Here is a 21,011-nt window from a genome sequence, read left to right as displayed (position 1 = left end):
TCGCCGGTCAGGCGGTTCTTCTGGTTGGTTGTTGTCCGGGTTCGGCAAAGTGCACGCGGACGATGTCCATGATCGCCGCCTGGGCGGTGGGCTCATCGGTGAGCGGCTGTGCCATGCAGGCTTCACAGGCCTGGCGCGGGTCCATGCCGGCGGCGATCAGGCGGCCGGTATGGATCAGCAAACGGGTCGAGGGGGCTTCCTCCAGATCATGCTGGCCAAGGTGGCGCAGGGCATTGCCCAGGGCGACCAACTGATTGGCCTGGGCCGGATCGAGGCCGGACTCGTGCTGCAGGATGCGGCTTTCCGCCACCGCCTCGGGGTAATCGAAGGCCATCGCCACGAAGCGCTGTCGGGTACTGGGCTTGAGACCCTTGAGCAGGTTGCGGTAGCCGGGGTTGTAGGAGACCACCAACATGAAGCCGGGTGCGGCCTGCAGTTCTTCACCGGTGGCTTCCAGCGGCAGGATGCGCCGGTCATCTGCCAGCGGATGCAGTACTACGGTGATGTCCTTGCGCGCCTCGATGACTTCATCCAGATAGCAGATGGCGCCTTCGCGCACGGCGCGGGTGAGCGGGCCGTCCTGCCAGAAAGTGCCGTTGGCGCCGATCAGGTGGCGCCCGACCAGGTCGGCGGTAGTCAGGTCGTCATGGCAGGCAACGGTATACAGCTTGCGGCCCAGGCGGTCGGCCATGTGTTGGATGAAGCGGGTCTTGCCACAGCCGGTCGGGCCTTTTATCAGCACCGGCATGCCGAAGCGGTCGGCCTGCTCAAAGAGCTCAACCTCTGCACCACTGGCGTGGTAGTACAGCCCCGACTGCTGCTGCGGATGGAGGTCTAACCGGGTTGCGTCCATTGATGAGTCCTTGGATAGATGCGTTCGCTATTACTCCATCAAGGATCATGCCAGTGTCTAACATGCTGAAAATGCTGGGTTATTTTTATTTGTGGTTTTTATAACCTAGATTGAATTGGGTTTGATAAACCATTTGTGGTTTAAATTACCTGATTTTGCCTGCGATGGTATGTCGCACCCTGTTGTGTGCGTCAGCTTGACGCATAAACTCTTGACAGAGGTCAAACGTTCCGTTTCACGGATCCTCCATGATGCACTCACGTCGACACTGACCAACCGCTGTACCTGATTAGCCAACTATGTTTTCCAGGAAAGGACTGCACATGAGAATGACCAAACCGTTGACCACTGCAATCAGTGTATTGGCACTGACGATAACCGCCGCTGCATTCGCCCAGGGCTCGGACCCGGAAAAGGCAGCTGCAGCCTACCAGGGCGAAGCTTCCGCCGTTGATCCGGCCTTGGCCAGAGTGGTACATACCCCTGGCGCGCCGGATCTGAGCGAAGCCGATTTCGACAAGGCCAAGGAAATCTACTTCCAGCGCTGCGCCGGTTGCCATGGTGTACTGCGCAAAGGTGCCACCGGCAAGCCGCTGACTCCGGATATCACCCAGCAGCGCGGCCAGGCCTACCTTGAGGCGCTGATCTCCTACGGCTCACCCGCCGGCATGCCTAACTGGGGCACCTCCGGCGAGTTGACGCCGGAAGAGATTACCCTGATGGCCAACTACATCCAGCACGAGCCGCCGACTCCGCCGGAGTGGGGTATGGCCGCCATGCGTGACAGCTGGAAGGTGCTGGTCAAGCCGGAAGATCGCCCGACCAGGCAGCTGAACAAGCTGGACCTGCCGAACCTGTTCTCGGTGACCCTGCGTGACGACGGCAAGATTGCCCTGATCGACGGTAACAGCAAGAAAATCGTCAAGACCATCGACACCGGTTACGCGGTCCACATCTCGCGCATGTCCGCCTCGGGGCGCTACCTGCTGGTGATCGGCCGCGACGCCAAGATCGACATGATCGACCTGTGGGCCAAGGAGCCGACCAAGGTGGCGGAAATCAAGGTGGGCATCGAGGCCCGCTCGGTGGAAACCTCCAAGTTCGAGGGCTTCGAGGACAAGTACGTGATCGCCGGTGATTACTGGCCGCCGCAATTCACCATCATGGACGGCGAAACCCTGGAGCCGCTGAAAATCGTCTCCACCCGCGGCATGACGGTGGACACCCAGGAATACCACCCGGAACCGCGCGTGGCAGCGATCATCGCTTCCCACGAGCATCCCGAGTTCATCGTCAACGTCAAGGAGACCGGGCAGGTCATGCTGGTCAACTACGAAGACCTGGACAACATGAGCATCACCAATATCGGCACCGCGCAGTTCCTGCATGATGGCGGTTGGGACAGCAGCCACCGCTACTTCATGACCGCAGCGAACAACTCCGACAAGGTGGTGGTGATCGACTCCAAGGACCGCAAGCTGGCAGCCATCGTGGACGTGGGCAAGATCCCGCACCCCGGCCGGGGGGCCAACTTCGTGCATCCGGAATTCGGTCCGGTGTGGGGCACCAGTCACCTGGGTGATGACACCATCTCGCTGATCGGCACCGATCCCGAGAACCACCCCGAGCAGGCCTGGAAGGTGGTGGATACGTTGAAGGGGCAGGGCGGTGGTTCGTTGTTCATCAAGACTCACCCGAAATCCACCAACTTGTACGTGGATACCACCTTCAACCCGACCGCGGCGGTGGCCCAGTCGGCTGCGGTATTCGACATCAATAACCTAGAAGCTGGCTTCAAGGTGCTGCCAATTGCCGAATGGTCGGGTATCGAAAGCGGCTCGCGCCGTGTGGTGCAGCCCGAATACAACGAGGCAGGGGATGAGGTCTGGTTCTCGGTGTGGAGCGGCCAGGATGAGGAGTCGGCTATCGTGGTGGTCGACGACAAGACCCTGGAGTTGAAGAAGGTGATCCGTGACAAGCGGTTGATCACGCCGACCGGCAAGTTCAACGTGCACAACACTCAGCACGACGTGTACTGAGCCCTATGCCCTGGCCGGGTTTCCCGGCCAGGGCATGTCATGTACGCGGCAATTTCAACTCTCCCGCCGCGTCCATAACCACAAAGCCACACAAGGCAGAAACAGGCTGAGAAACCAGCGCAGAATCATCGGCGCTGGCAACAGCCAGATCATCAGGATACTGCTGAGCATCAATCCGCTGGCCAACCATTTGGCCCGGCGGGGCACAGCGCGGTGATCCCGCCAATTGCGAATCAGCGGTCCGTATTTCTCATGCTTGAGCAAACGTGCTTCCAGCTCCGGCCAGCCCCGCGAGCCGGCCCAGGCCGCCACCAGCAGAAAGGGCGTGGTCGGCAAACCCGGCAGCAACACCCCCAGAGCACCGAGTCCCAGCGCCAGCGAAGCGACACTGCGCCATAGCAATTTCATCAGCATCTAGTTGTTGTCGGTTGCGATTAAACCTGCCTTGTACTCGATATGCTGCTGGCCGCCGGCAAACTCATTCAGCAGATTGGTAATGCTGGGGATGCTGATATGCCGGGCGCGGCTGTCAATCAGCCCTCGCTCGCGCAGATTGGCGATGGCGCGGGAAAAGGTCTCTGGCTTGATCGACAATCGCGCGGCGATCAGGCTCTTGGGCAGCACCAGCTCGATCTCGGCGCTGTCCTTGGCGCGATCGCGGACCTGGCTGACCAGATACAACGCCAGCCGCTGGGTGGCGTTCTGCAAGGTCAGGTTTTCCAGCTCATCCAGACGCTGATGCAGGCGCACGCTCATGTGGCCGAGCAGGTGCAGGCAGGTGTGCGGGTTCTGTTCCAGATGCCGGAGCATCAGGCGATTGGAGAAGCCGATCAGCTTCACCGGCTCCAGTGCCTCGGCGCATACCGGGAATACCGATTTCTGCATGAACATCACCGCCTCGGCAAAGGTGTTGCCGGGGGTAATTATCTCGACCACCTTCTCCTTGCCGTCGGCGGAAATGCGGAACAGTTTCACCTTGCCGGAGTGCACCAGATAGAAGCGCTCGGCGGGATCACCCTGGCGCTGGATCAACGCTTGCGGGGCGTGGTCGCGTACCTGGGCATCGGCCAACAGCTCTTCCTGAGCCTGGGGGTTGAAATGAGAAAACAGCGAATGATTCAGAATCATCTGCCGTTGTTCCTGAGTCAGAGCCATATCTGCCGCCTTTGAGTGATTTGTTGCAGGTTAAGCATTTCCGGTTGTACAGGCCAGACCTCCCGGAAGTATTTTCCTGCAAAGATTGATCCCCGGTCTTCTTGATATGCGTCAACGTGGCGCACCCCGGAAGGGCGTAGTCTCGCGGCCATAAAGAAAGCCTCGCACCGGAGCACCCATCCATGTCCGATTCAGTCAGTTGGGACGCCGGCCTGATCCGCCGCTATGACAAGGCAGGCTCGCGTTATACCGCCTATCCCTCGCCTGCCCATTATGCCGAAGGCGTGCTGCCGGCTGATCTGATCACGGCGTTGCAGGAGAGCCGTACTGCCGGCCGACCGCTGTCCTTGTATGTGCACATCCCGTTCTGCGCCAATATTTGCTATTACTGCGCCTGCACCAAGATCATCACCAAGGACCGCAGCCGGGCGCAACCTTACCTGCAATCCCTGGAGCGCGAGATCAGGCTGACCAGCCGCCATCTGAGTCCCGGCCAGCGGGTCGAGCGGCTGCATGTGGGCGGCGGTACGCCGACCTTTCTCGGTCATGACGACCTGCGCCGGCTGATGGAGCGTCTGCGTAATGCCTTCACGCTGCATGAAGATGACACCGCTGACTACAGTATCGAGATCGACCCGCGGGAGGCGGACTGGGCGACCATTGGCCTGCTGCGGGAGCTGGGCTTCAACCGCATCAGTTTTGGGGTGCAGGATCTTGATCCGGATGTGCAGCGAGCGATCAACCGCCTGCAAAGTCTGGAGCAGACCCAGGCCGTGGTGGACGCAGCGCGGGCATTGGCCTTCCGCTCGGTCAACATCGACCTGATCTACGGCCTGCCGGGTCAGACGCCCGACTCCTTTGCCCGTACCGTGACCAAGGTCATCGAGATGCATCCGGATCGGCTGACCTTGTATAACTATGCCCACCTGCCGGACCTGTTTCTGCCCCAGCGCAAGATCAGCCTGGCGGAGTTGCCCGATTCGGACAGTCGGCTGGAGATCTGCCGCAGAAGCTTCGCCCAGTTGCTGGCGGCGGGCTATCGGCATATCGGCATGGGTCAGTTCGCGCTGCCGGATGACAGTCTCAGCAACGCCCAGGAGATCGGCCGGCTGGCGCGCGGCCTGCAGGGTTATATGTCGGGAGAGCAGGGCGACCTGATCGGGCTGGGCGTCTCGGCCATCAGTCAGGTGGGAGATCTTCACTGTCGCAATACCGGCGACATCAAGCTGTACCAGGAAAGCCTGGGGCAACACCGGTTGGCATTGCACCGCGGCCTGAAGTGTTCCGCCGATGATCGGCTACGGCGGGTAGTGATCAACCGCCTGCTCTGCACTTATCAGTTGCGCTATGCGGATATCGAACAGCGCTTCGGCATCGACTTCGCGACCTATTTCGCCGATTGCCAGGGGATGCTGGGGCAACTGCACCGCGACGGCGTCATTCGCTTGGACGTGACGGGTATCGAGGTCTTGCCGGCAGGCCGGCCATTGATAGCCAGCGTATGCATGGTGTTCGATGCCTATCAGCATGTCACTGATCGGAGTCGGTACGCCCAGATAATCTGAGCAAACGGAGTGTTGCGTCACCCTTCGGCACCTCTTGCGTTTACAATCCGGACATCAGCCCCGGACGAGGAGAGGACATGCCCCGCTTTCTGCATACCGCCGACTGGCAGATCGGCCGCCAGTACGACCGCTTCGGCCCGGAAGACGGCCCCGCGCTGGCCCAGGCGCGGTTGACCACTGTGGAGCGGATTGCCGCCCTGGCCACCGAGCTGGCCGTGGATGCGGTATTGGTGGCAGGCGATGTGTTCGATGCCCAGACCATCTCCGACCGAACGGTACGGCGCCTGTTCATGGCGCTGCAGGGGTTTGGCGGGCCCTGGGTCATGCTGCCCGGCAACCATGATGCCGCGTTGGCGGAAAGCATCTGGAGCCGCGCCCGGCGATTGAATGCCATTCCCGATAATGTCCATGTGCTGCTGACCGCCGAGCCGCTGCTGCTGGCCGAGCAGGGGTTGGCGATTCTCCCGGCACCGCTGACCCAGCGCCAGACCTTCAGTGATCTGACCGATTGGTTCGACCATGCGCCGACACCGCCGCAATTGCTGCGAATCGGCCTGGCCCACGGCAGCGTGCAGGGCATTCTCGCCGAGGATATCGACTCGCCCAACCCCATCGACCCGCAGCGCGCCGCGCGCGCGCGCCTGGATTATCTGGCCCTGGGTGATTGGCATGGCTGCCGGCAGATCGACGATCGCACCTGGTACAGCGGCACGCCGGAGCAGGACCGCTTCAAGAGCAATGGCGCCGGGCAGGTGCTGGATGTGCAGATCGATGCACCCGGCGCCGCACCGCAGGTAAAACCTGTCGCCATGGGCGAGTTCACCTGGCTGCAATGGCAGCGGCGGCTGCAGGTGGCCTCGGACCTGGATGCCTTGATCGAGGAGCTGGAGCAGATCGAGCGCAGCAGTGTTATCAGCCTGACCCTGGAAGGGGAGCTGGATCTGGCGGGCGAGCAGCGGCTGCAAGCGGCCCTGGGCCGCGCAGAAGCGCGGCACCGGGTGCTGGAATGCCAGCTGGATGGCATGCGCCTGCTGCCTACCGAGGCGGATATCGCGGCGCTGCAGGCCGATGGCTATCTGGACGAGGTGGTCGGTCAGTTGCGCGATATGCAGCAGGCCGACGAGCCGGAAGTCGCCCGGGAGGCACTCGCGATCCTCGCGGGTCTGCTGCGCGAACGGCAGACCGGAGGGACAGCGGTATGAAGCTGGAACAGTTGCGTATCAGTCAGTTCCGGCAATTTCGCGAGCCGCTGGTCATCGACGGTTTCGGCCCGGGGCTGAACCTGATCTGCGGACCCAATGAATCCGGCAAGAGCACCCTGGTGCGTGCCATCCGCGCGGCGTTCTTCGAACGGCACAGCTCCGGCACGCTCACCGACCTGCGGCCCTGGGGCGATTCCGGCGCGGCGCCCGAGGTGGAGCTGCGCTTTTCCCACGCCGACCGGCAATGGCAACTGAGCAAGCGTTTCCTGCAGCGCAAGCGCTGTGACCTGACCATCGATGGCCAGCGGTTCAATGGTGATGAAGCGGAGGAACAGCTCGCCGCCATGCTTGGCTTCAATGTCGCGACCCGGGGCGCGAGCAAGGCCGAGCACTGGGGTATCCCCGGGCTGCTGTGGATCGAGCAGGGCATGGGTCAGGAGCTGGACGAGGCAGTCAGCCATGCGGGTGATCATCTTAAATCGGTATTGGGCGCGAGCCTTGGGGAAGTCACCAGCAGCGGAGGCGACGAGGTTATCAGGCAGGTCCGCGTCCAACTGGATGAACTGCTCACCGGCACCGGCAAACCCCGTGGCGATTACAAACTCAGCGGTGAGCGCATCGCGGTGCTGGATGAAGAGTTGCAGGCGCTGGATCAGCGCATCGGCGCCTATCGCCAGCAGGTCGACCGCCTGGGTGAACTGCGCCAGCAACAAGCCGGTGATGAAGCTGACAAGCCCTGGGAGGCGCTGCGCGTGCAGCAGCAGGAGGCTGAGCGCAAGTATGCCGAAGTCCAGCGCCAGACCGAGGAGCAGCAGCGCGACTTGCAAGCCTTGGAGCAGGTACGCGGCCATCGGCAGATAGTGCTGGAGCAACTGCGCAGCCATGAGGAGCAGGCCAAGGACCTGCAGCAACGCCAGGGCAAATGCCAGCAGCTGCAGCAACAACTGGAACAACTCGCCGGACAGCAGGCCGAGTTGGTGGCTGCGCAGGATGCTGCGCTGGCCGCCTATCAGCAGGCCCAGCAGCAGGAGCGTCAGGCGCGCCAGTGGGCCCGCCGGGAGACCCTGGAGCGGGAGCGGCAGCGGTTGCTGAAGCAACAGCAACAGTTGCAGCTCAGTCTGGAGCAGGCGCGCCTGTTGCAGAACGAATTGGTTACTCAGCAGCAGGCGCTGGCCGCGGTGCGGATCAATGACCAGCAGTTGGCCCAACTGGAACAATTGCATAACCAACTGCGGGAGCTGGATATTCGCCAGCAGAGCATTGCCACGCGGCTGCGCTATGAACTGCTGCCCGGTCAGCAGCTCAGCCTGGATCAGCAGCAGCTCAGTGGCAGCGATGAGTTGTTGCTGCTGCAGGAAACCCAACTGGACATTGCCGGTATCGGCAAGCTGATCATCACGCCCGGCGGCCAAGATCTGGCTACCCTGGCCCGCAAGACCGAACACGCCCGGGACCAGCTCCAAGTCTTGCTGGAGCAGTTGCGCGTCAGCTCGCTGGATGAGGCGCGGGAGCAACTGCAGCTTGCCAAGGCCCAGAACGCCGCTATCCATGCCAACCGCAAACTACTGGCCAGTCATGCGCCCGCCGGTATCGAGGCGCTGGAGCAGGACGCGGCCGGTGTTGTTGCGCGTCTGGCCGAACTGGAACAGGAGCTGGGTGCTCTTGAGATGCCGGTGGGCGAGGCGGCCGTCGATACCGGCCTGGCCGAGCAGATACTGCAGCAGGCCGCCGCACAGTTGCAGCAGCGTGAAGCAGCCACCGGCAAGCACAACGAGCAACTTATCGGTCTGCGCCAGAATCTGGCCAGCGCCGAAGAAGAATGTCGCCTGCTGCAGACGCGGCTGGATGATCCCCAGCGTATGCAACAGCAGCGCAAGCTCAATGACAACCTGCTGACGCTGCGCGCCGAAGAGGCGCGGCTGGAACAGCAGAGCAATGAGCGCGCCGCGCGTATTGCCAGCGCCCGACCGGACATCCTGCAGCAGGACATCCAGCGCTACCGCAGCAGCGCCGCACAACTGGAACAGGGTTTCAACCAGCGCCGTGAAGAGCTGCTTGCGCTGCAGGGCAGGCTGCAGGGGGAGGGCGCCGATGGTCTGGAAGAGCACCGTGCCTCCCTGGCCGCCGAGCTGGAAAGCGAGCATCGCCGCTACCATCAGCTCGACCGCCGCACGCGGGCGCTGGCGCTGCTGCACGACCTGCTCAGCGAGAAACGTCAGCAACTGACCCGGCGCCTGCAAGCGCCGCTGCAGAAGCATCTGGATCATTACCTGCAACTGCTGTTTCCCCAGGCAACGCTGGAGGTCGATGAAAACCTGATGCCCGGCCGCCTGCTGCGCCATGGTCAGGACGCCAGCGAATTCGCGGCACTGAGTTTCGGCGCCCGGGAGCAGATGGGGCTGATCAGCCGGCTGGCCTATGCCGATCTGCTGCGTGAAGCCGGCCGCCCGACACTGATCATTCTGGATGATGCCCTGGTGCACAGCGATCAACCCCGGCTGGGGCAGATGAAACGCATCCTGTTTGATGCGGCCCAGCGGCATCAGGTGCTGCTGTTCAGCTGCCATCCGGACAAGTGGCGGGACATGGGCGTGCCGGTGCGCGAGCTGGAAGGGCTCAAGACCGCTGCCATCGAGGGTTGAGGCGACGCATTGGCCGTCAGGGCCGAAAACGCCGTCACAGTCTGTATAATTCGCGCTTTACCCCGCATGACTCAGGGTGGGGTTGGCACACAGAGAAGGGGTCAGGTCTTCATATGCAGCGCAAAATCAGAATCGGCATCGCCGGCTACGGCAACCTCGGCAAGGGCGTGGAAATGGCCATCGCCCAGAGTCCGGACATGGAACTGGTCGGCGTCTTCAGCCGCCGTAATCCGGCCGACGTGCAACTGCTCGACAGCAACATCCCGGTGCATGCCCAGAACAATATCGCCCAGTTTCGTGACCAGATCGATGTGCTGATCCTGTGCGGCGGCTCGAAGAACGACCTGCCCGAACAGGGTCCGGCCCTGGCCGCCATGTTCAACATCGTCGACAGCTTCGACACCCACGCCACCATCCCCGAATACCACGCTGCAATGGATAGTGCCGCCAAGCCAGCGGGTTACACCGCGATGATCTCGGTGGGCTGGGATCCGGGACTGTTCTCCCTGAACCGCCTGTACGGTGAAGCCATTCTGCCGGTTGGCGCCACTTACACCTTCTGGGGCAAGGGTCTGAGCCAGGGGCATTCCGATGCCGTGCGCCGGGTACCAGGCGTCAAGGCGGGCGTGCAGTACACCCTGCCTGCCGAAGCCGCGATCGAGCGCGTGCGCAACGGCGAGCTACCGGAGTTGGCTACCCGCGAGAAGCACAAGCGTGAATGCTACGTGGTGCTGGCGGACGGCGCCGATGCGAAGGAAGTCGAGCAGAACATCGTCAGCATGCCGCACTACTTCGCCGACTACGACACCACCGTCAACTTCATCAGCGAGCAGGAGCTGCGTCGCGACCATGCCGCCATGCCCCACGGCGGCGTCGTGATCCGCAGCGGTACCTCGGACGCCGGTACTACCCAGGTCATGGAATACACCCTCAAACTGGGCAGCAACCCCGAATTCACCGCAGCGGTATTGGTTGCCTATGCCCGGGCAACCTGGCGTTTGAATCAGAGCGGCGTGATTGGTGCGCAGACAGTACTGGACGTAGCGCCGGGGCTGCTGTCGCCCAAGTCAGGCGCGGAGTTGCGTAAGGAATTGCTGTGAGCCGGGCCCCTCTCCCCGCAGGCTAGCGAATCCGTTTCGAGCCGCACGGCTTACTCTCTCCCCCTCGCGGGAGAGAGCTGGGGAGAGGGGCAAACAACCCCAGCCTATCCCGGCCGCCCATCCGGCCGCGGCGCCAGCAGAATCGGCGCGTAGTACCAGACGAACAAACCAAACGCCGCCGCCCAGCACAGACTCGCCAGCCAGAACCCGGTCTGGGGCAGGGCAATGGTCAGCCATACCCGCAGCGGTACCGCCAGATTGATCAGGATAAAGGCCAGACTCATGGCCCTGGCTGGCTGCAAAGGCCGGCCGGTATGGCCGAGGCTGACGCGCGAGATCATCGCCAGGATCATTCCGGCCATGCCGCCAATAGCCAGCAAATGGGTGGCCTGGCTGAAGCCGCCGAACCAGCCGCCATGCCACAGCGCCATGGCAATCAATGCCAGCGCCAGCCAGGCGTAGGACAGATGCAGCGACCAGAGCAGCGGCACGGTCCAGATCTTCGGATGATGCCAGCGCAGCAGGCGGACGATATGCCCCAGGCCCAGTAGCAGATAGAGGGGCGCCTGCCATAGCGAGGGCCGCAGGCCGATACCGCTCAGCATGAGCAGGGCGATGAAGATACTGCCGGCCATCAGCAGGTTATCCAGCCGGGGCCAGGCCTCGACCGGTTCCTGAAGGCCCAGCCCGCGCTGGGTAAAGAAAGGAATGACCCGACCACCGATCAGGCCCATCAGCCCGGCAATCAACCAGAGGGCCGCGACGGCGCCGTGGCGCTGCAGGGCGAACTCATTGCGCTCCAGGCCAATCAGCGCCAACAGATTGCAGAAGGTCAGCAACCCCAGCATGAGGATGATCGGGTAGTTGCGCACCTGCTTCACCTTCCACAGTGAACGGCCTATGGCCACCGCGACCAGCGGCAGAAACGCTACGTCCAGCGGGATCAGCAGCCACAGCGGCGCGCCGAACAACCAGAGCACGCGGGCGAGCAACCACAGCGCCGCCAGCAACAGCACCGGCATACCGGTCAAGGCCGGTACCCCGGTCCAGGCCTGGATTGCGGTCAGCAGAAAGCCGGCGACGATCGCCACGCCGAAACCGAAGACCATTTCATGGCGATGCCAGGCCAGCCAGCCGCCAGCGGGTGTCAGATCGATGTGCCCGAAGTAAGCGGCGATCCACAGCGGCACGGCGAGAACGGCAAACAGGCTGCCCGCGAGAAACAAAGGGCGAAAACCCAATGCAAACAGCGCGGGTAGATGGGTACGACTGTTCGGCATGAAAATCTCCTGATTGCTTGTTATGCTCGTTGCGCGCCGTGTCAGGCTACGCCTTTCTTTCTGGAACAACTGTATGACATATCTGTTGATTAAAACGCTGCATCTGCTCGCTGCGATGGCTTTTGTCGGCACGCTGTTCTTTCAGGTACTGATTCTGGCGCCGGCAGGTCGGCGTCTGGACGCGTCGGTTCGTGGCCCCATGAGCCAAGCCCTGGGGCAGCAGGCGCGGCGAGTGATTCATGTGGTTGCCATCGTGCTCTACGGGGCTGGGCTGACGTTGGCGTGGCGTTATCGCGGTGTGCTGGCCGATCCCTTTGCCAGCCATTTCGCCACGCTGCTCAGCCTGAAGATCCTGCTGGCGCTGTTGATCATAGGGCATTATGCCGCGCTGATCTTTCTGCGCCGCGGCCAGCACATCGGCGAGCGGGGCATGCACCTGATCAATGTGAGCCTGCTGGTACATGCCGTGCTGCTGGTCATCTGCGCCAAGAGCATGTTTGTCCTATAGCGTCTTCCCGGCCGCCGGGCCATCGAACAGTACTTCGTTTTCCAGCTGGATATGCTGGGCCAGGTCCCGGCAGAACTCGTCCAACCCCCGGTAAAGCGTCTGCCAGGTATTACAAGCGTGGGGTGGAGCGGTGATGTCGTTGGTCAATGCGTACAGCTGGTCCAGCGCCTGATCGTGTTGGTCATGCTCGAAACGCATCACGCTGATCGGCCCGCGCGATAGGCTGTGTTCGCCGCGCAGCAGCATGGGGAACAGGATCTGTTCCTCCTTGGACATATGACTTTCCAGTGCCTGCTGAATATCTGAGAGATGGTCAGTCAGCCCGTTCGGGCATTCCGCGTGATCCCCATGCACCTGTTCAACACGGCGAGCGAGGCGAATCAGTTCCGGCAACTGCTCACGGTGGCGCTGATGATAGCGGATCAGGATATGGTGAATCAGGTCATCCGTTGGCGCTTGCGCCCAGATTTGCTGGTCATCGCCCACCGCCGAGCCGGTGATTGCGGTGGAAATGTCAGGTGAATGGTGGGACATGCTGATTACTCCGATAGGGGAATGAACAACCGCAGCTTCTATCGATTAACCCAGCAAGACATATGCCATACGCAATTGATTGAATTTTAAAGGAAATTATTTTTATTGGTTGTTTATACCCTGCTGCGTTATGGTTCTCCAAACCATATGGGGTGCATCTGACCATGATTGAAGATTTTCTCTTGCCTGATCTGGTGGCAGAGTTGCCGGCTGCGGTCCGTCTGCAACGCCTGGTGCAGGTATTGCGCGAAAGCTTTACCTGCGGTGCGGTAGTGCTGTTGCAGCGCGAGGATGATTGCCTGCGGCCGGTGGCTGCGGTCGGGCTGGTGCAGGACGCCCTGGGCCGGCGTTTTGACCTGGCACGGCATCCACGCCTGGCGGCGTTGCTGTCGCGCCGGGAAATCACCAGGTTCGAGTCCGACAGCACCTTGCCTGACCCCTACGATGGGCTGCTCGATGAGTCACCGGGCGAACCGCTGCCGGTGCACGACTGCATGGGAGTGAGCCTATATGTGGAGGGCGAGCTCTGGGGTGCTTTGACCCTCGATGCGCTCAAGGCCGGCACCTTTGACGAGCGCGCCCGGATCAAGTTGCTACGCCTGCTGCCGTTGGTCGAGGCGTTGTTGCGGGTAACCCGGCTGGAGCAGGAGAACCGCGCGCTGCGCATGGTTCGCGCCGATGATCACCGGGCGCTGCCGGGTGTTCAACAGCATGGCATCGTCGGTCACAGCCCGGCGGTAACACGCTTGCTGGACGAGTTGGCGGTGGTGGCAGATTCAGACCTGACCGTGCTGATCACCGGTGAAACCGGGGTCGGCAAGGAACTGTTCGCCCACTGGCTGCACCGCCACTCACCACGGGCGAACAAACCGCTGGTGCAGGTCAACTGCGCTGCGCTGCCGGAGTCTCTGGCGGAAAGCGAGCTGTTCGGTCACGTTAAAGGTGCGTTCTCGGGCGCCAGCAGTGATCGGGGCGGGCGCTTCGACGCGGCCAACGGCGGCACGCTGTTTCTCGATGAAGTCGGTGAGCTGCCGCTGCATGTGCAAGCCAAACTGCTGCGTACCCTGCAGAACGGCGAGATTCAGCGCCTGGGTGCTGACCAGCCGCTGCGGGTGGATGTGCGGATCATCGCTGCCACCAACCGCAACCTGGCCGATTCAGTAGCCAAGGGCGACTTCCGCGCTGACCTTTATCATCGCCTCTCGGTCTACCCGGTACCGGTCCCGCCATTACGAGATCGGGACAATGATGTGTTGCTGTTGGCAGGCCATTTCCTCGAACTCAACCGCGCCCGCCTCGGGGTGCGCAGTCTGCGCCTGTCTCCGGATGCCGAGCAGGCGCTATTGACCTATGACTGGCCGGGTAACGTACGCGAGCTGGAACACGTCATCAGCCGAGCGGCGATCAAGGCATTGGGGCGTAACGGGTCCCGCCAGTCCATGTTGTCGCTGGATGCGGCGCTGCTGGATATTCCCATCGGCGGTGGCAATGCCAGCACGAGTAGTCCTGATGTTCAGGCCACAGCTGATACTGGAAACATCCAACCGTTGCGCATTAGCGTGGAAGCCTGCCAGCGCGAGCAGATCCGCCAGGCTCTGCTCGCCGTTGATGACAATTGGAGCGCCGCAGCGCGCCTGCTGGAATTGGATGCCAGCAACCTGCACAAGCTGGCGCGGCGGCTGGGGCTGAAGTAACTCGCCTGAAACGTTCGCGCCGGCGTGGACCTGTCTTCCAGGCCATCGGCGCGGATGTTCTCCAAACTCGTAGCCTGACGCGATCGCGAGCTTCGTATCACCCATTTGAGTGGTGCCTTTTTAGGGTGATATCAGCGTAGTTTATGGAGCGGCAGATCATGCCGCCTCGACTAAGCTCATGAATGCGCTTGGGCTGTCTGCGCCCAGGTAGTTATTACAAAAACAATGGAGGTTTACCTTGCGCATCACACCTTTCCCCCTGGCTGCTTTACCCCTCACCTTGAGTGCCTTATTGCTGACCGGTTGTCTCGGTGGAGGCGGCGGAAGCAGCAGCGGTGGTGATTCTGATGATGATATCGCACCGCCAGAAATGACCAGAGAGCATGATGATCGCGTTTTCACACCAGTAGTTGCTGAGATTGCGGCCCGCCCTGGCAGCAGCACTTATGTGGGTACCTATAATGGAATTCAGGGTGGAGCGGTCTATGTCGTCGAAATCCCCGATGAATGGGATGGCGATGGTCTGATCATGTATACCCATGGCTATCGCGGTACCGGTGAGAATCTGCTGCCATCGGTACCGCAGGATCCATGGCGTGATGCAGCACTGGCCGCAGGGTACGCCTGGGCTTCGTCATCCTATTCGGCCAACTATTACGATGTGCGAGCTGGTGTCGAAGACACCAACAAGCTGGCGCTGAACCTCATCGACTATCTCGAGGCAGACCATGGTGTGCGGTTTCTCGAACCCAATCAGTACCTGATTTCTGGTGAATCTCTCGGCGGTCATGTTGCTGCGGCGGCGGTGGATCGCGAGAACATGGAAAGAACCTTGAGCAAGGTGCCTTATGCGGGCGCCATGCCGATGTGTCAGGCGGAACAGAACCAGTTCCAGTGGCTGGGCGACTATCCCCGGGCGGTGATGGAGCTGAGCGGCTATGGTGACGCGGATTATGCAGACTTCCAGGACCTGCTGCCGCAGATGCTCGGTACCTTATTCAATTTCAACGGCACCTCACCGGACTGGAGCTCGCCGCGCGGGGTGAACGGCGAGCGGCTCGTAGGCATTGCCCGCAATCTCACCGGTGGGGAGCGTCCGATCTTCGACGAAGGCTTCGCGGTTAATATGTGGCAGGGTGCGGTGCTGGGTACCGGCGGCTCTGAGGGTGATATCGAAGGTATTCTTGCGCGTAACGGCTACGGCAATGAAAATCAGGTTTATCGTTGGACCAGCGATCCGGAGCCGACCGCGGATGAGCTGGCCTTTAACGAACAGATCGCGCGAGTCAGCGCTGATGAGGACGCCAATCTACAGCGGGAAGATGGGGTGCGTTGGATTCCATTGGTCCAGGGGGATTTCGAGGTGCCGGTGCTGACCTTGCACACGCTGGGTGACTTCTATGTGCCGTTCCGGCATCAGCAGCTGTATCGCGAGGGGGCTGAGGCACATGGCAACGAAGATCTGCTGGTGCAGCGCGCCATTCGGGCAACCGGCCACTGCGAATTCTCCAGCCAGGAAGTTACCCGGGCGATGAACGACTGGCTGGACTGGGTGAATGACAACGACAAACCGGCCGGGGATGAAGTGCTTGACGCTACAGTGGTAGCTGATGCGGACTACGGTTGTACCTTCACCAACCCTCAGCGGCCTGGCTTGCCTGCCTGCGGAGCGAACTGAGCTGAACCAGCCATGGCGAAAAGTCGCCATGGCTGGCCGCGCATCACCTGATCGTGCAGCATTCTGCCGTAACAGCTACAATCTGCCGTTTTTCCACTCGACGGTTCTGCCATGCCCCTTCCCAAGCACCATCTCGAATTGCTCAGCCCAGCCCGGGATGTCGCCATCGCCCGTGAGGCCATCCTGCATGGTGCCGATGCCATCTATATCGGCGGCCCGAGTTTTGGCGCACGGCATAACGCCGAGAACAGCGTGGCTGATATCGCCGAGCTGGTGCGCTTTGCCCGGCTGTTCCATGTACGCATCTTCGTCACGCTCAACACCATTCTGCATGACGACGAGCTGGAAGGGGCCCGGCTGCTGATCCATCAGCTCTACGACGCCGGTGTCGACGCACTGATTGTGCAGGACATGGGCGTCATGGAACTGGACCTTCCGCCGATCGAAATCCACGCCAGCACCCAGTGCGATATCCGCACCCTGGACAAGGCCCGGTTCCTCGATCAGGCCGGTTTCTCCCAGTTGGTGCTGGCCCGGGAGCTGAACCTGCAGCAGATCAAGGCGATCCATGCGGAGGTCGACTCGACCATCGAGTTCTTCATCCACGGCGCCCTGTGCGTGGCCTTCTCGGGGCAGTGCAACATCTCCCACGCCCAGACCGGCCGCAGCGCCAACCGTGGCGACTGCTCTCAGGCTTGCCGACTGCCGTATACCCTCAAGGACGAGCATGGCGGCGTGGTCGCCTATGAGAAGCATCTGCTGTCGATGAAGGACAACAATCAGAGCGCCAACCTGCGCGCGCTGGTCGATGCGGGTGTGCGCTCGTTCAAGATCGAAGGGCGTTACAAGGACATGGGCTATGTGAAGAACATCACCGCCTATTACCGCCAGCGGCTGGACGATATTCTGGAGGGCCGCCCCGATCTGGCGCGCGCTTCCAGCGGTCGTACCGCCCACTTCTTCGTGCCCGACCCGGACAAGACCTTCCACCGGGGCAGCACCGATTACTTCGTCACCGACCGCAAGATCGATATCGGTGCCTTCGATTCACCGACCTTCACCGGCCTGGTGGTGGGCGAGCTGCAGCAGGTGCGCAAGCATGATCTGCTGGCGGTGACCCACGAGCCCCTGTCCAATGGGGACGGCCTCAACGTCCTGGTCAAGCGCGAGGTAGTAGGGTTTCGCGCTAATGTCGCCCAGGAGTTGGCCCGTTACGAGGAAGAGGGCGAGCCGCGCTGGCAGTACCGTATCGAGCCCAACGAGCTGCCCGAGCAACTGCGCCGCGCGCGCCTGCCGCAAACGCTCAGTCGCAACCTGGACCATAACTGGCAGCAGGCTTTGCAAAAGACGTCCGCAGAGCGTCGTATCGGGCTGCGCTGGCATGCCGAGTTGAGTGCCGACAGCCTCAAGCTCACCGCGATCAGCGAAGAGGGCATCGAGGTCAGCCATCAGTTGAGCGGTCCGTTCGAGTCGGCGAAAAAGCCCGAGCAGGCGCTGGAGCAACTGCACGACCTGCTGGGTCAGTTGGGCACCACCCAGTATCACGCTGAGCAGGTGGAAATCGACGCACCGTTCGTACCGTTCGTGCCCAACTCGCAACTCAAGAGCCTGCGGCGGGAACTGATCGAGCAACTGAGCGAGGCGCGTATCGCTGCTTTCCCACACGGCAATCGCAAACCGGTCAGCGTACCGCCACCGGTATATCCGCAATCACACCTGACCTTCCTGGCCAACGTCTATAACGAAAAGGCTCGGGCGTTCTACCAGCGCTACGGCGTGGAACTGATCGACGCCGCCTACGAGGCGCATGAGGAAACCGGCGATGTGCCGGTGATGATCACCAAGCACTGCCTGCGCTTCTCCTTCAATTTGTGCCCCAAGCAGGCCAAGGGCGTCACTGGCGTGCGCACCAAGGTTGCGCCCATGCAGCTGGTCCACGGCGATGAGGTACTGACGCTGAAGTTCGATTGCAAGCCCTGTGAAATGCACGTCATCGGCAAGATCAAGGGCAACATCCTCAACCTGCCGCAGCCCGGTAGCGGCGCCAATATCGTCGGCTCGATCACCCCCGAGGAACTGCTCAAGACCATTCGCCGGACGCCGCGGCAGAACGCCTGATACCGTCCGCTGATCGGGCTCATGCTCGATCAGCGGACGGTATCAGTCCATCGGTCGCGAGCTACCGGAGGGTTGTTTTCTTGCGGGGGGAACGGCGAAGCGAAGGCAGCATTAGCGACGTGCGAAGCTGATCGATCATCTTGAATGGAGCGGGTGAAGGGAATCGAACCCTCGTCGTAAGCTTGGGAAGCTTCTGCTCTACCATTGAGCTACACCCGCAGCGCGAGGCATTCTACGCCGGTTGTCACGGCTTCGGCAATCTATTCTGGGCTGACGCCGCGCACCTCGGTGAGGATCAGACGGCTCTGTACCATGGCCGGCATGCGCGACAGGCGAATGCTCAGATCCTGGTGGGGGATCTGGTAGGTCATGCGGGTGGTGAGCATTCTCAATGCGGCCTTGATCACCTCAATCGTCAGCCATTCCCCGGCGCAGCGATGCCCATGCGAGTATTCCCCGCCGCCTTGGGGGATGAAGTTGTAGGGGCTGTGATCCCAATCTTTGAAGCGCTCCGGATAGAAGCGCTCCGGTTGCTGCCAGATGCGCGGATCGTGGTTGGTACCGTGGAGGTCGAGCAACATCCAGTCGCCTTTGTGGAAAGAGTGGCCGCGCCATTCGAAGTTTTCCAGGGCGATGCCGCCGACCGCAGGGAAGAAGGGGTAGAAGCGCCGCACTTCGTTGGCGAACAGCTCTGCCAGGCCTTCCTCTCCTTGCTGCAACCGGTCGCGGTACTCGGGGTGATGATGCAAGGCCAGCGCCGAATAGGTGATATACCGGGCGATGGCAACGGTGGGGCGCAGCAGGTTGAGCAGTTCCACCGCAGCAGTGCGGTGGTCCACCCCATGGCCGTGCAGTGCGGTGTGATGGGCGATGATATCGAGCGGTGTGGCCGGATCGGCACGCGGATGGTTGCGGGCCTGGTGGATCAGTTCCTTAGCCCAGTGTTCGGTGCGCTGGCGCAGCAGCTGCGCCTTCCAGTTGCGCGGGCCGATGCTGCCGGCGCCTTCGACCATGGCAGCCAGTTCCGTCGCACGTTGTGTTGCCTGGCCCTCATCCAGCGTAATGCCGACCCAGCGGCAGGCGCTGCGGCAGAGAATATATTCGGCTTCGGTCTGCAGTACCACCGCGGGCATGCTCTGCCAGCGGGCCAGTCTCGCCTGCCATTCTTCCTCGAAGATCGCCACCAGTTGCTCCAGCCGGGCCGGGCCCATCAGCGCCATGAACATTTCCTTGCGCCGGGCATGGGCTTCGCCTGTCAGCGTCAGGCTGCTGCCCTTGTCCTGCAATAGCGACAGCGTGGTCGGTGGCATCGCATGGTTGCGGGTGAAGCGGCCGGGCACATAGAACATGCGTGCGGCGTCTTCGCCGGTGATGCAATACACCGGTCGCAGCATGATGCGGGTCTGGAAGATGTCGCTGCCAAGGTCCTGGCAGCGATTGGCAATGAAGTTGTAACCGTTGCGCAGAAAGCCTGCGCTGCTATCAAACTGGGTGTCCCGGGGGATGCGGCTCATGGTGGGCTCTCGACTTTTCCGGACGGGGGTACCGTTTTGGAAAGGCCTGCGCCGCCAAAGTTCGAGTCATGTTGCCGCGCTGGTCAAAGCCGCGCGGCTGCATCCATCAGGCGTCGGTAGCTGTCGTGGCGCTTGTCCTGGTCATAGATCGGGCTGTTGACGATCAGTTCATTCGCACCGGTGCGCTCCAGCAGGTCCGCCATCTGCTGGGCGACGGTCTGCTCGTCACCGATCAGGGTGCCGGCCAGGGTCGAGAGTACCTGATGGCGCTCATGGGGCTGCCAGAGCGCGTCCATATCCTCTACAGGAGGCCGTAGCTGGCCGCGCTCGCCGCGAATCATGTTGAGGAAAGATTGCTGGTGCGAACTGGCCAGATAATGTGCTTCGTCTCGGGTTTCGGCGACAAAGGCATTGATGCCGAGCATCGCCTGGGGTTTTTCCAGCGTGGCCGACGGCACAAAATTATCCTGATAGGCACGCATTGCCGCCATCAGATAGTCGGGTGAGAACTGGCCGGCAAAGGCGAAGGGCAGGCCGAGGCTGGCGGCCAGCTGGGCGCTGAAGGTGCTGGAGCCGAGCAGCCAGATGGGCACGTCCAGACCGGCGCCGGGCACCGCAACCAACCGTTGACCGGGCTCGGGCTCGGCGAAGTAGTGTCGCAGCTCGTCGAGCATCTGCGGAAAGTCCTCACCATCGGTGCGGCCACGGCGCAGCGCGCGGGCGGTGGCCATATCGGTGCCGGGCGCGCGCCCGAGACCCAGGTCGATGCGACCGGGATACAGCGATTCAAGGGTGCCGAACTGTTCGGCAATCTGCAGCGGCGAGTGATTCGGCAGCATGATGCCGCCCGAGCCGATGCGGATACGCTCGGTACCGGCGGCCAGGTAGCCGATGACCACCGAGGTGGCCGCGCTGGCGATCCCGGTCATGTTGTGATGCTCGGCGACCCAGAAGCGCTGATAGCCCAGTTGCTCGGCATGCCTGGCCAGCTGCAGGCTGTTGCGCAGGGCCTGGGCCGGGGTCGAATTCAGGGTGACGGGACAGAGATCCAGAATCGAGAGCGGTACGGCTGAGGTGGTCATGTTGGCTCCGGAACAGCAGGGATGTATGGCCCATGCTAACCCTGGAT

At 61.9% G+C, this 21,011-nt stretch carries 16 protein-coding genes and 1 tRNA gene; 9 read left to right on the top strand and 8 right to left on the bottom strand.

Annotated elements, in window-relative coordinates; translation table 11 throughout:
• Positions 1-7 precede the first annotated feature (7 nt).
• Positions 8-853, bottom strand: a complete 846-nt coding sequence (locus DHB74_RS01075; RefSeq protein WP_280164412.1) for a CbbQ/NirQ/NorQ/GpvN family protein — start codon at positions 851-853, stop codon at positions 8-10.
• 323 nt (positions 854-1,176) lie between these two features.
• Between DHB74_RS01075 and DHB74_RS01070 the strand changes: the two genes are divergently transcribed.
• The gene (locus DHB74_RS01070; RefSeq protein ID WP_136869688.1) at positions 1,177-2,892 is read left to right on the top strand and encodes a nitrite reductase; all 1,716 of its coding nucleotides are present in this window, start codon (positions 1,177-1,179) and stop codon (positions 2,890-2,892) included.
• A 54-nt stretch (positions 2,893-2,946) separates the two neighbouring features.
• On the opposite strand, the gene DHB74_RS01065 is transcribed toward DHB74_RS01070, so the two are convergent.
• Together DHB74_RS01065 and DHB74_RS01060 are read right to left on the bottom strand one after the other, a co-directional pair.
• Positions 2,947-3,300, bottom strand: coding sequence for a YbaN family protein (locus tag DHB74_RS01065; RefSeq protein WP_235818233.1), 354 nt, complete (start codon positions 3,298-3,300; stop codon positions 2,947-2,949).
• Between the two features lie 6 nt (positions 3,301-3,306).
• Entirely contained in the window at positions 3,307-4,047 is a 741-nt protein-coding gene (locus DHB74_RS01060) for a Crp/Fnr family transcriptional regulator (protein ID WP_074778178.1), read from the bottom strand.
• A 182-nt stretch (positions 4,048-4,229) separates the two neighbouring features.
• Between DHB74_RS01060 and hemN the strand changes: the two genes are divergently transcribed.
• From hemN to DHB74_RS01040, 4 genes are all read left to right on the top strand, one after another.
• The gene (gene hemN, locus DHB74_RS01055; RefSeq protein WP_499160596.1) at positions 4,230-5,612 is read left to right on the top strand and encodes an oxygen-independent coproporphyrinogen III oxidase; all 1,383 of its coding nucleotides are present in this window, start codon (positions 4,230-4,232) and stop codon (positions 5,610-5,612) included.
• Positions 5,613-5,689: 77 nt separating this feature from the next.
• The gene (locus DHB74_RS01050; RefSeq protein WP_136869690.1) at positions 5,690-6,814 is read left to right on the top strand and encodes a metallophosphoesterase family protein; all 1,125 of its coding nucleotides are present in this window, start codon (positions 5,690-5,692) and stop codon (positions 6,812-6,814) included.
• Positions 6,811-9,456, top strand: coding sequence for an AAA family ATPase (locus DHB74_RS01045; protein ID WP_136869691.1), 2,646 nt, complete (start codon positions 6,811-6,813; stop codon positions 9,454-9,456). Before DHB74_RS01050 ends, DHB74_RS01045 begins: the two co-directional genes overlap by 4 nt.
• Before the next feature lie 113 nt (positions 9,457-9,569).
• Positions 9,570-10,556 (top strand): diaminopimelate dehydrogenase, encoded by a 987-nt coding sequence (locus DHB74_RS01040; RefSeq protein WP_136869692.1) that lies wholly within the window; start codon positions 9,570-9,572, stop codon positions 10,554-10,556.
• Positions 10,557-10,660: 104 nt separating this feature from the next.
• On the opposite strand, the gene DHB74_RS01035 is transcribed toward DHB74_RS01040, so the two are convergent.
• The gene (locus DHB74_RS01035; protein ID WP_074778186.1) at positions 10,661-11,836 is read right to left on the bottom strand and encodes an NnrS family protein; all 1,176 of its coding nucleotides are present in this window, start codon (positions 11,834-11,836) and stop codon (positions 10,661-10,663) included.
• A 73-nt stretch (positions 11,837-11,909) separates the two neighbouring features.
• Between DHB74_RS01035 and DHB74_RS01030 the strand changes: the two genes are divergently transcribed.
• Positions 11,910-12,344, top strand: coding sequence for a hypothetical protein (locus DHB74_RS01030; protein WP_036988890.1), 435 nt, complete (start codon positions 11,910-11,912; stop codon positions 12,342-12,344).
• Here DHB74_RS01030 and DHB74_RS01025 read toward each other — a convergent pair.
• Positions 12,339-12,878: a hemerythrin domain-containing protein gene (locus tag DHB74_RS01025; protein WP_083392389.1), complete on the bottom strand. Its 540-nt coding sequence runs from the start codon at positions 12,876-12,878 to the stop codon at positions 12,339-12,341. The two genes, DHB74_RS01030 and DHB74_RS01025, sit on opposite strands and share 6 nt — an antisense overlap.
• Positions 12,879-13,042: 164 nt before the next feature.
• Between DHB74_RS01025 and norR the strand changes: the two genes are divergently transcribed.
• The 3 genes from norR to DHB74_RS01010 all read left to right on the top strand — a co-directional run bounded on the left by norR (position 13,043) and on the right by DHB74_RS01010 (position 18,368).
• Positions 13,043-14,572: a nitric oxide reductase transcriptional regulator NorR gene (gene norR / locus DHB74_RS01020; RefSeq protein WP_036990100.1), complete on the top strand. Its 1,530-nt coding sequence runs from the start codon at positions 13,043-13,045 to the stop codon at positions 14,570-14,572.
• Between the two features lie 448 nt (positions 14,573-15,020).
• Complete coding sequence (locus DHB74_RS01015; RefSeq protein WP_280164403.1) at positions 15,021-16,250, top strand: alpha/beta hydrolase; 1,230 nt, start codon at positions 15,021-15,023, stop codon at positions 16,248-16,250.
• Between the two features lie 111 nt (positions 16,251-16,361).
• Complete coding sequence (locus DHB74_RS01010) at positions 16,362-18,368, top strand: peptidase U32 family protein (RefSeq protein WP_499160595.1); 2,007 nt, start codon at positions 16,362-16,364, stop codon at positions 18,366-18,368.
• 145 nt (positions 18,369-18,513) lie between these two features.
• On the opposite strand, the gene DHB74_RS01005 is transcribed toward DHB74_RS01010, so the two are convergent.
• From DHB74_RS01005 to DHB74_RS00995, 3 genes are all read right to left on the bottom strand, one after another.
• Positions 18,514-18,587 (bottom strand) — tRNA-Gly (locus DHB74_RS01005).
• 41 nt (positions 18,588-18,628) lie between these two features.
• Positions 18,629-19,882: a cytochrome P450 gene (locus DHB74_RS01000; protein WP_499160594.1), complete on the bottom strand. Its 1,254-nt coding sequence runs from the start codon at positions 19,880-19,882 to the stop codon at positions 18,629-18,631.
• Between the two features lie 83 nt (positions 19,883-19,965).
• Positions 19,966-20,964, bottom strand: coding sequence for an LLM class flavin-dependent oxidoreductase (locus tag DHB74_RS00995; protein ID WP_499160593.1), 999 nt, complete (start codon positions 20,962-20,964; stop codon positions 19,966-19,968).
• Positions 20,965-21,011: the final 47 nt, after the last annotated feature.

The sequence above is a fragment of the Pseudomonas sp. G11-1 genome (genome assembly GCF_024031555.1).
GTDB classification, from domain to species: domain Bacteria; phylum Pseudomonadota; class Gammaproteobacteria; order Pseudomonadales; family Pseudomonadaceae; genus Halopseudomonas; species Halopseudomonas bauzanensis.
The sequence above is the reverse complement of the archived record's forward strand: the minus strand, read 5'-3'. Positions and strand labels throughout refer to the sequence as shown.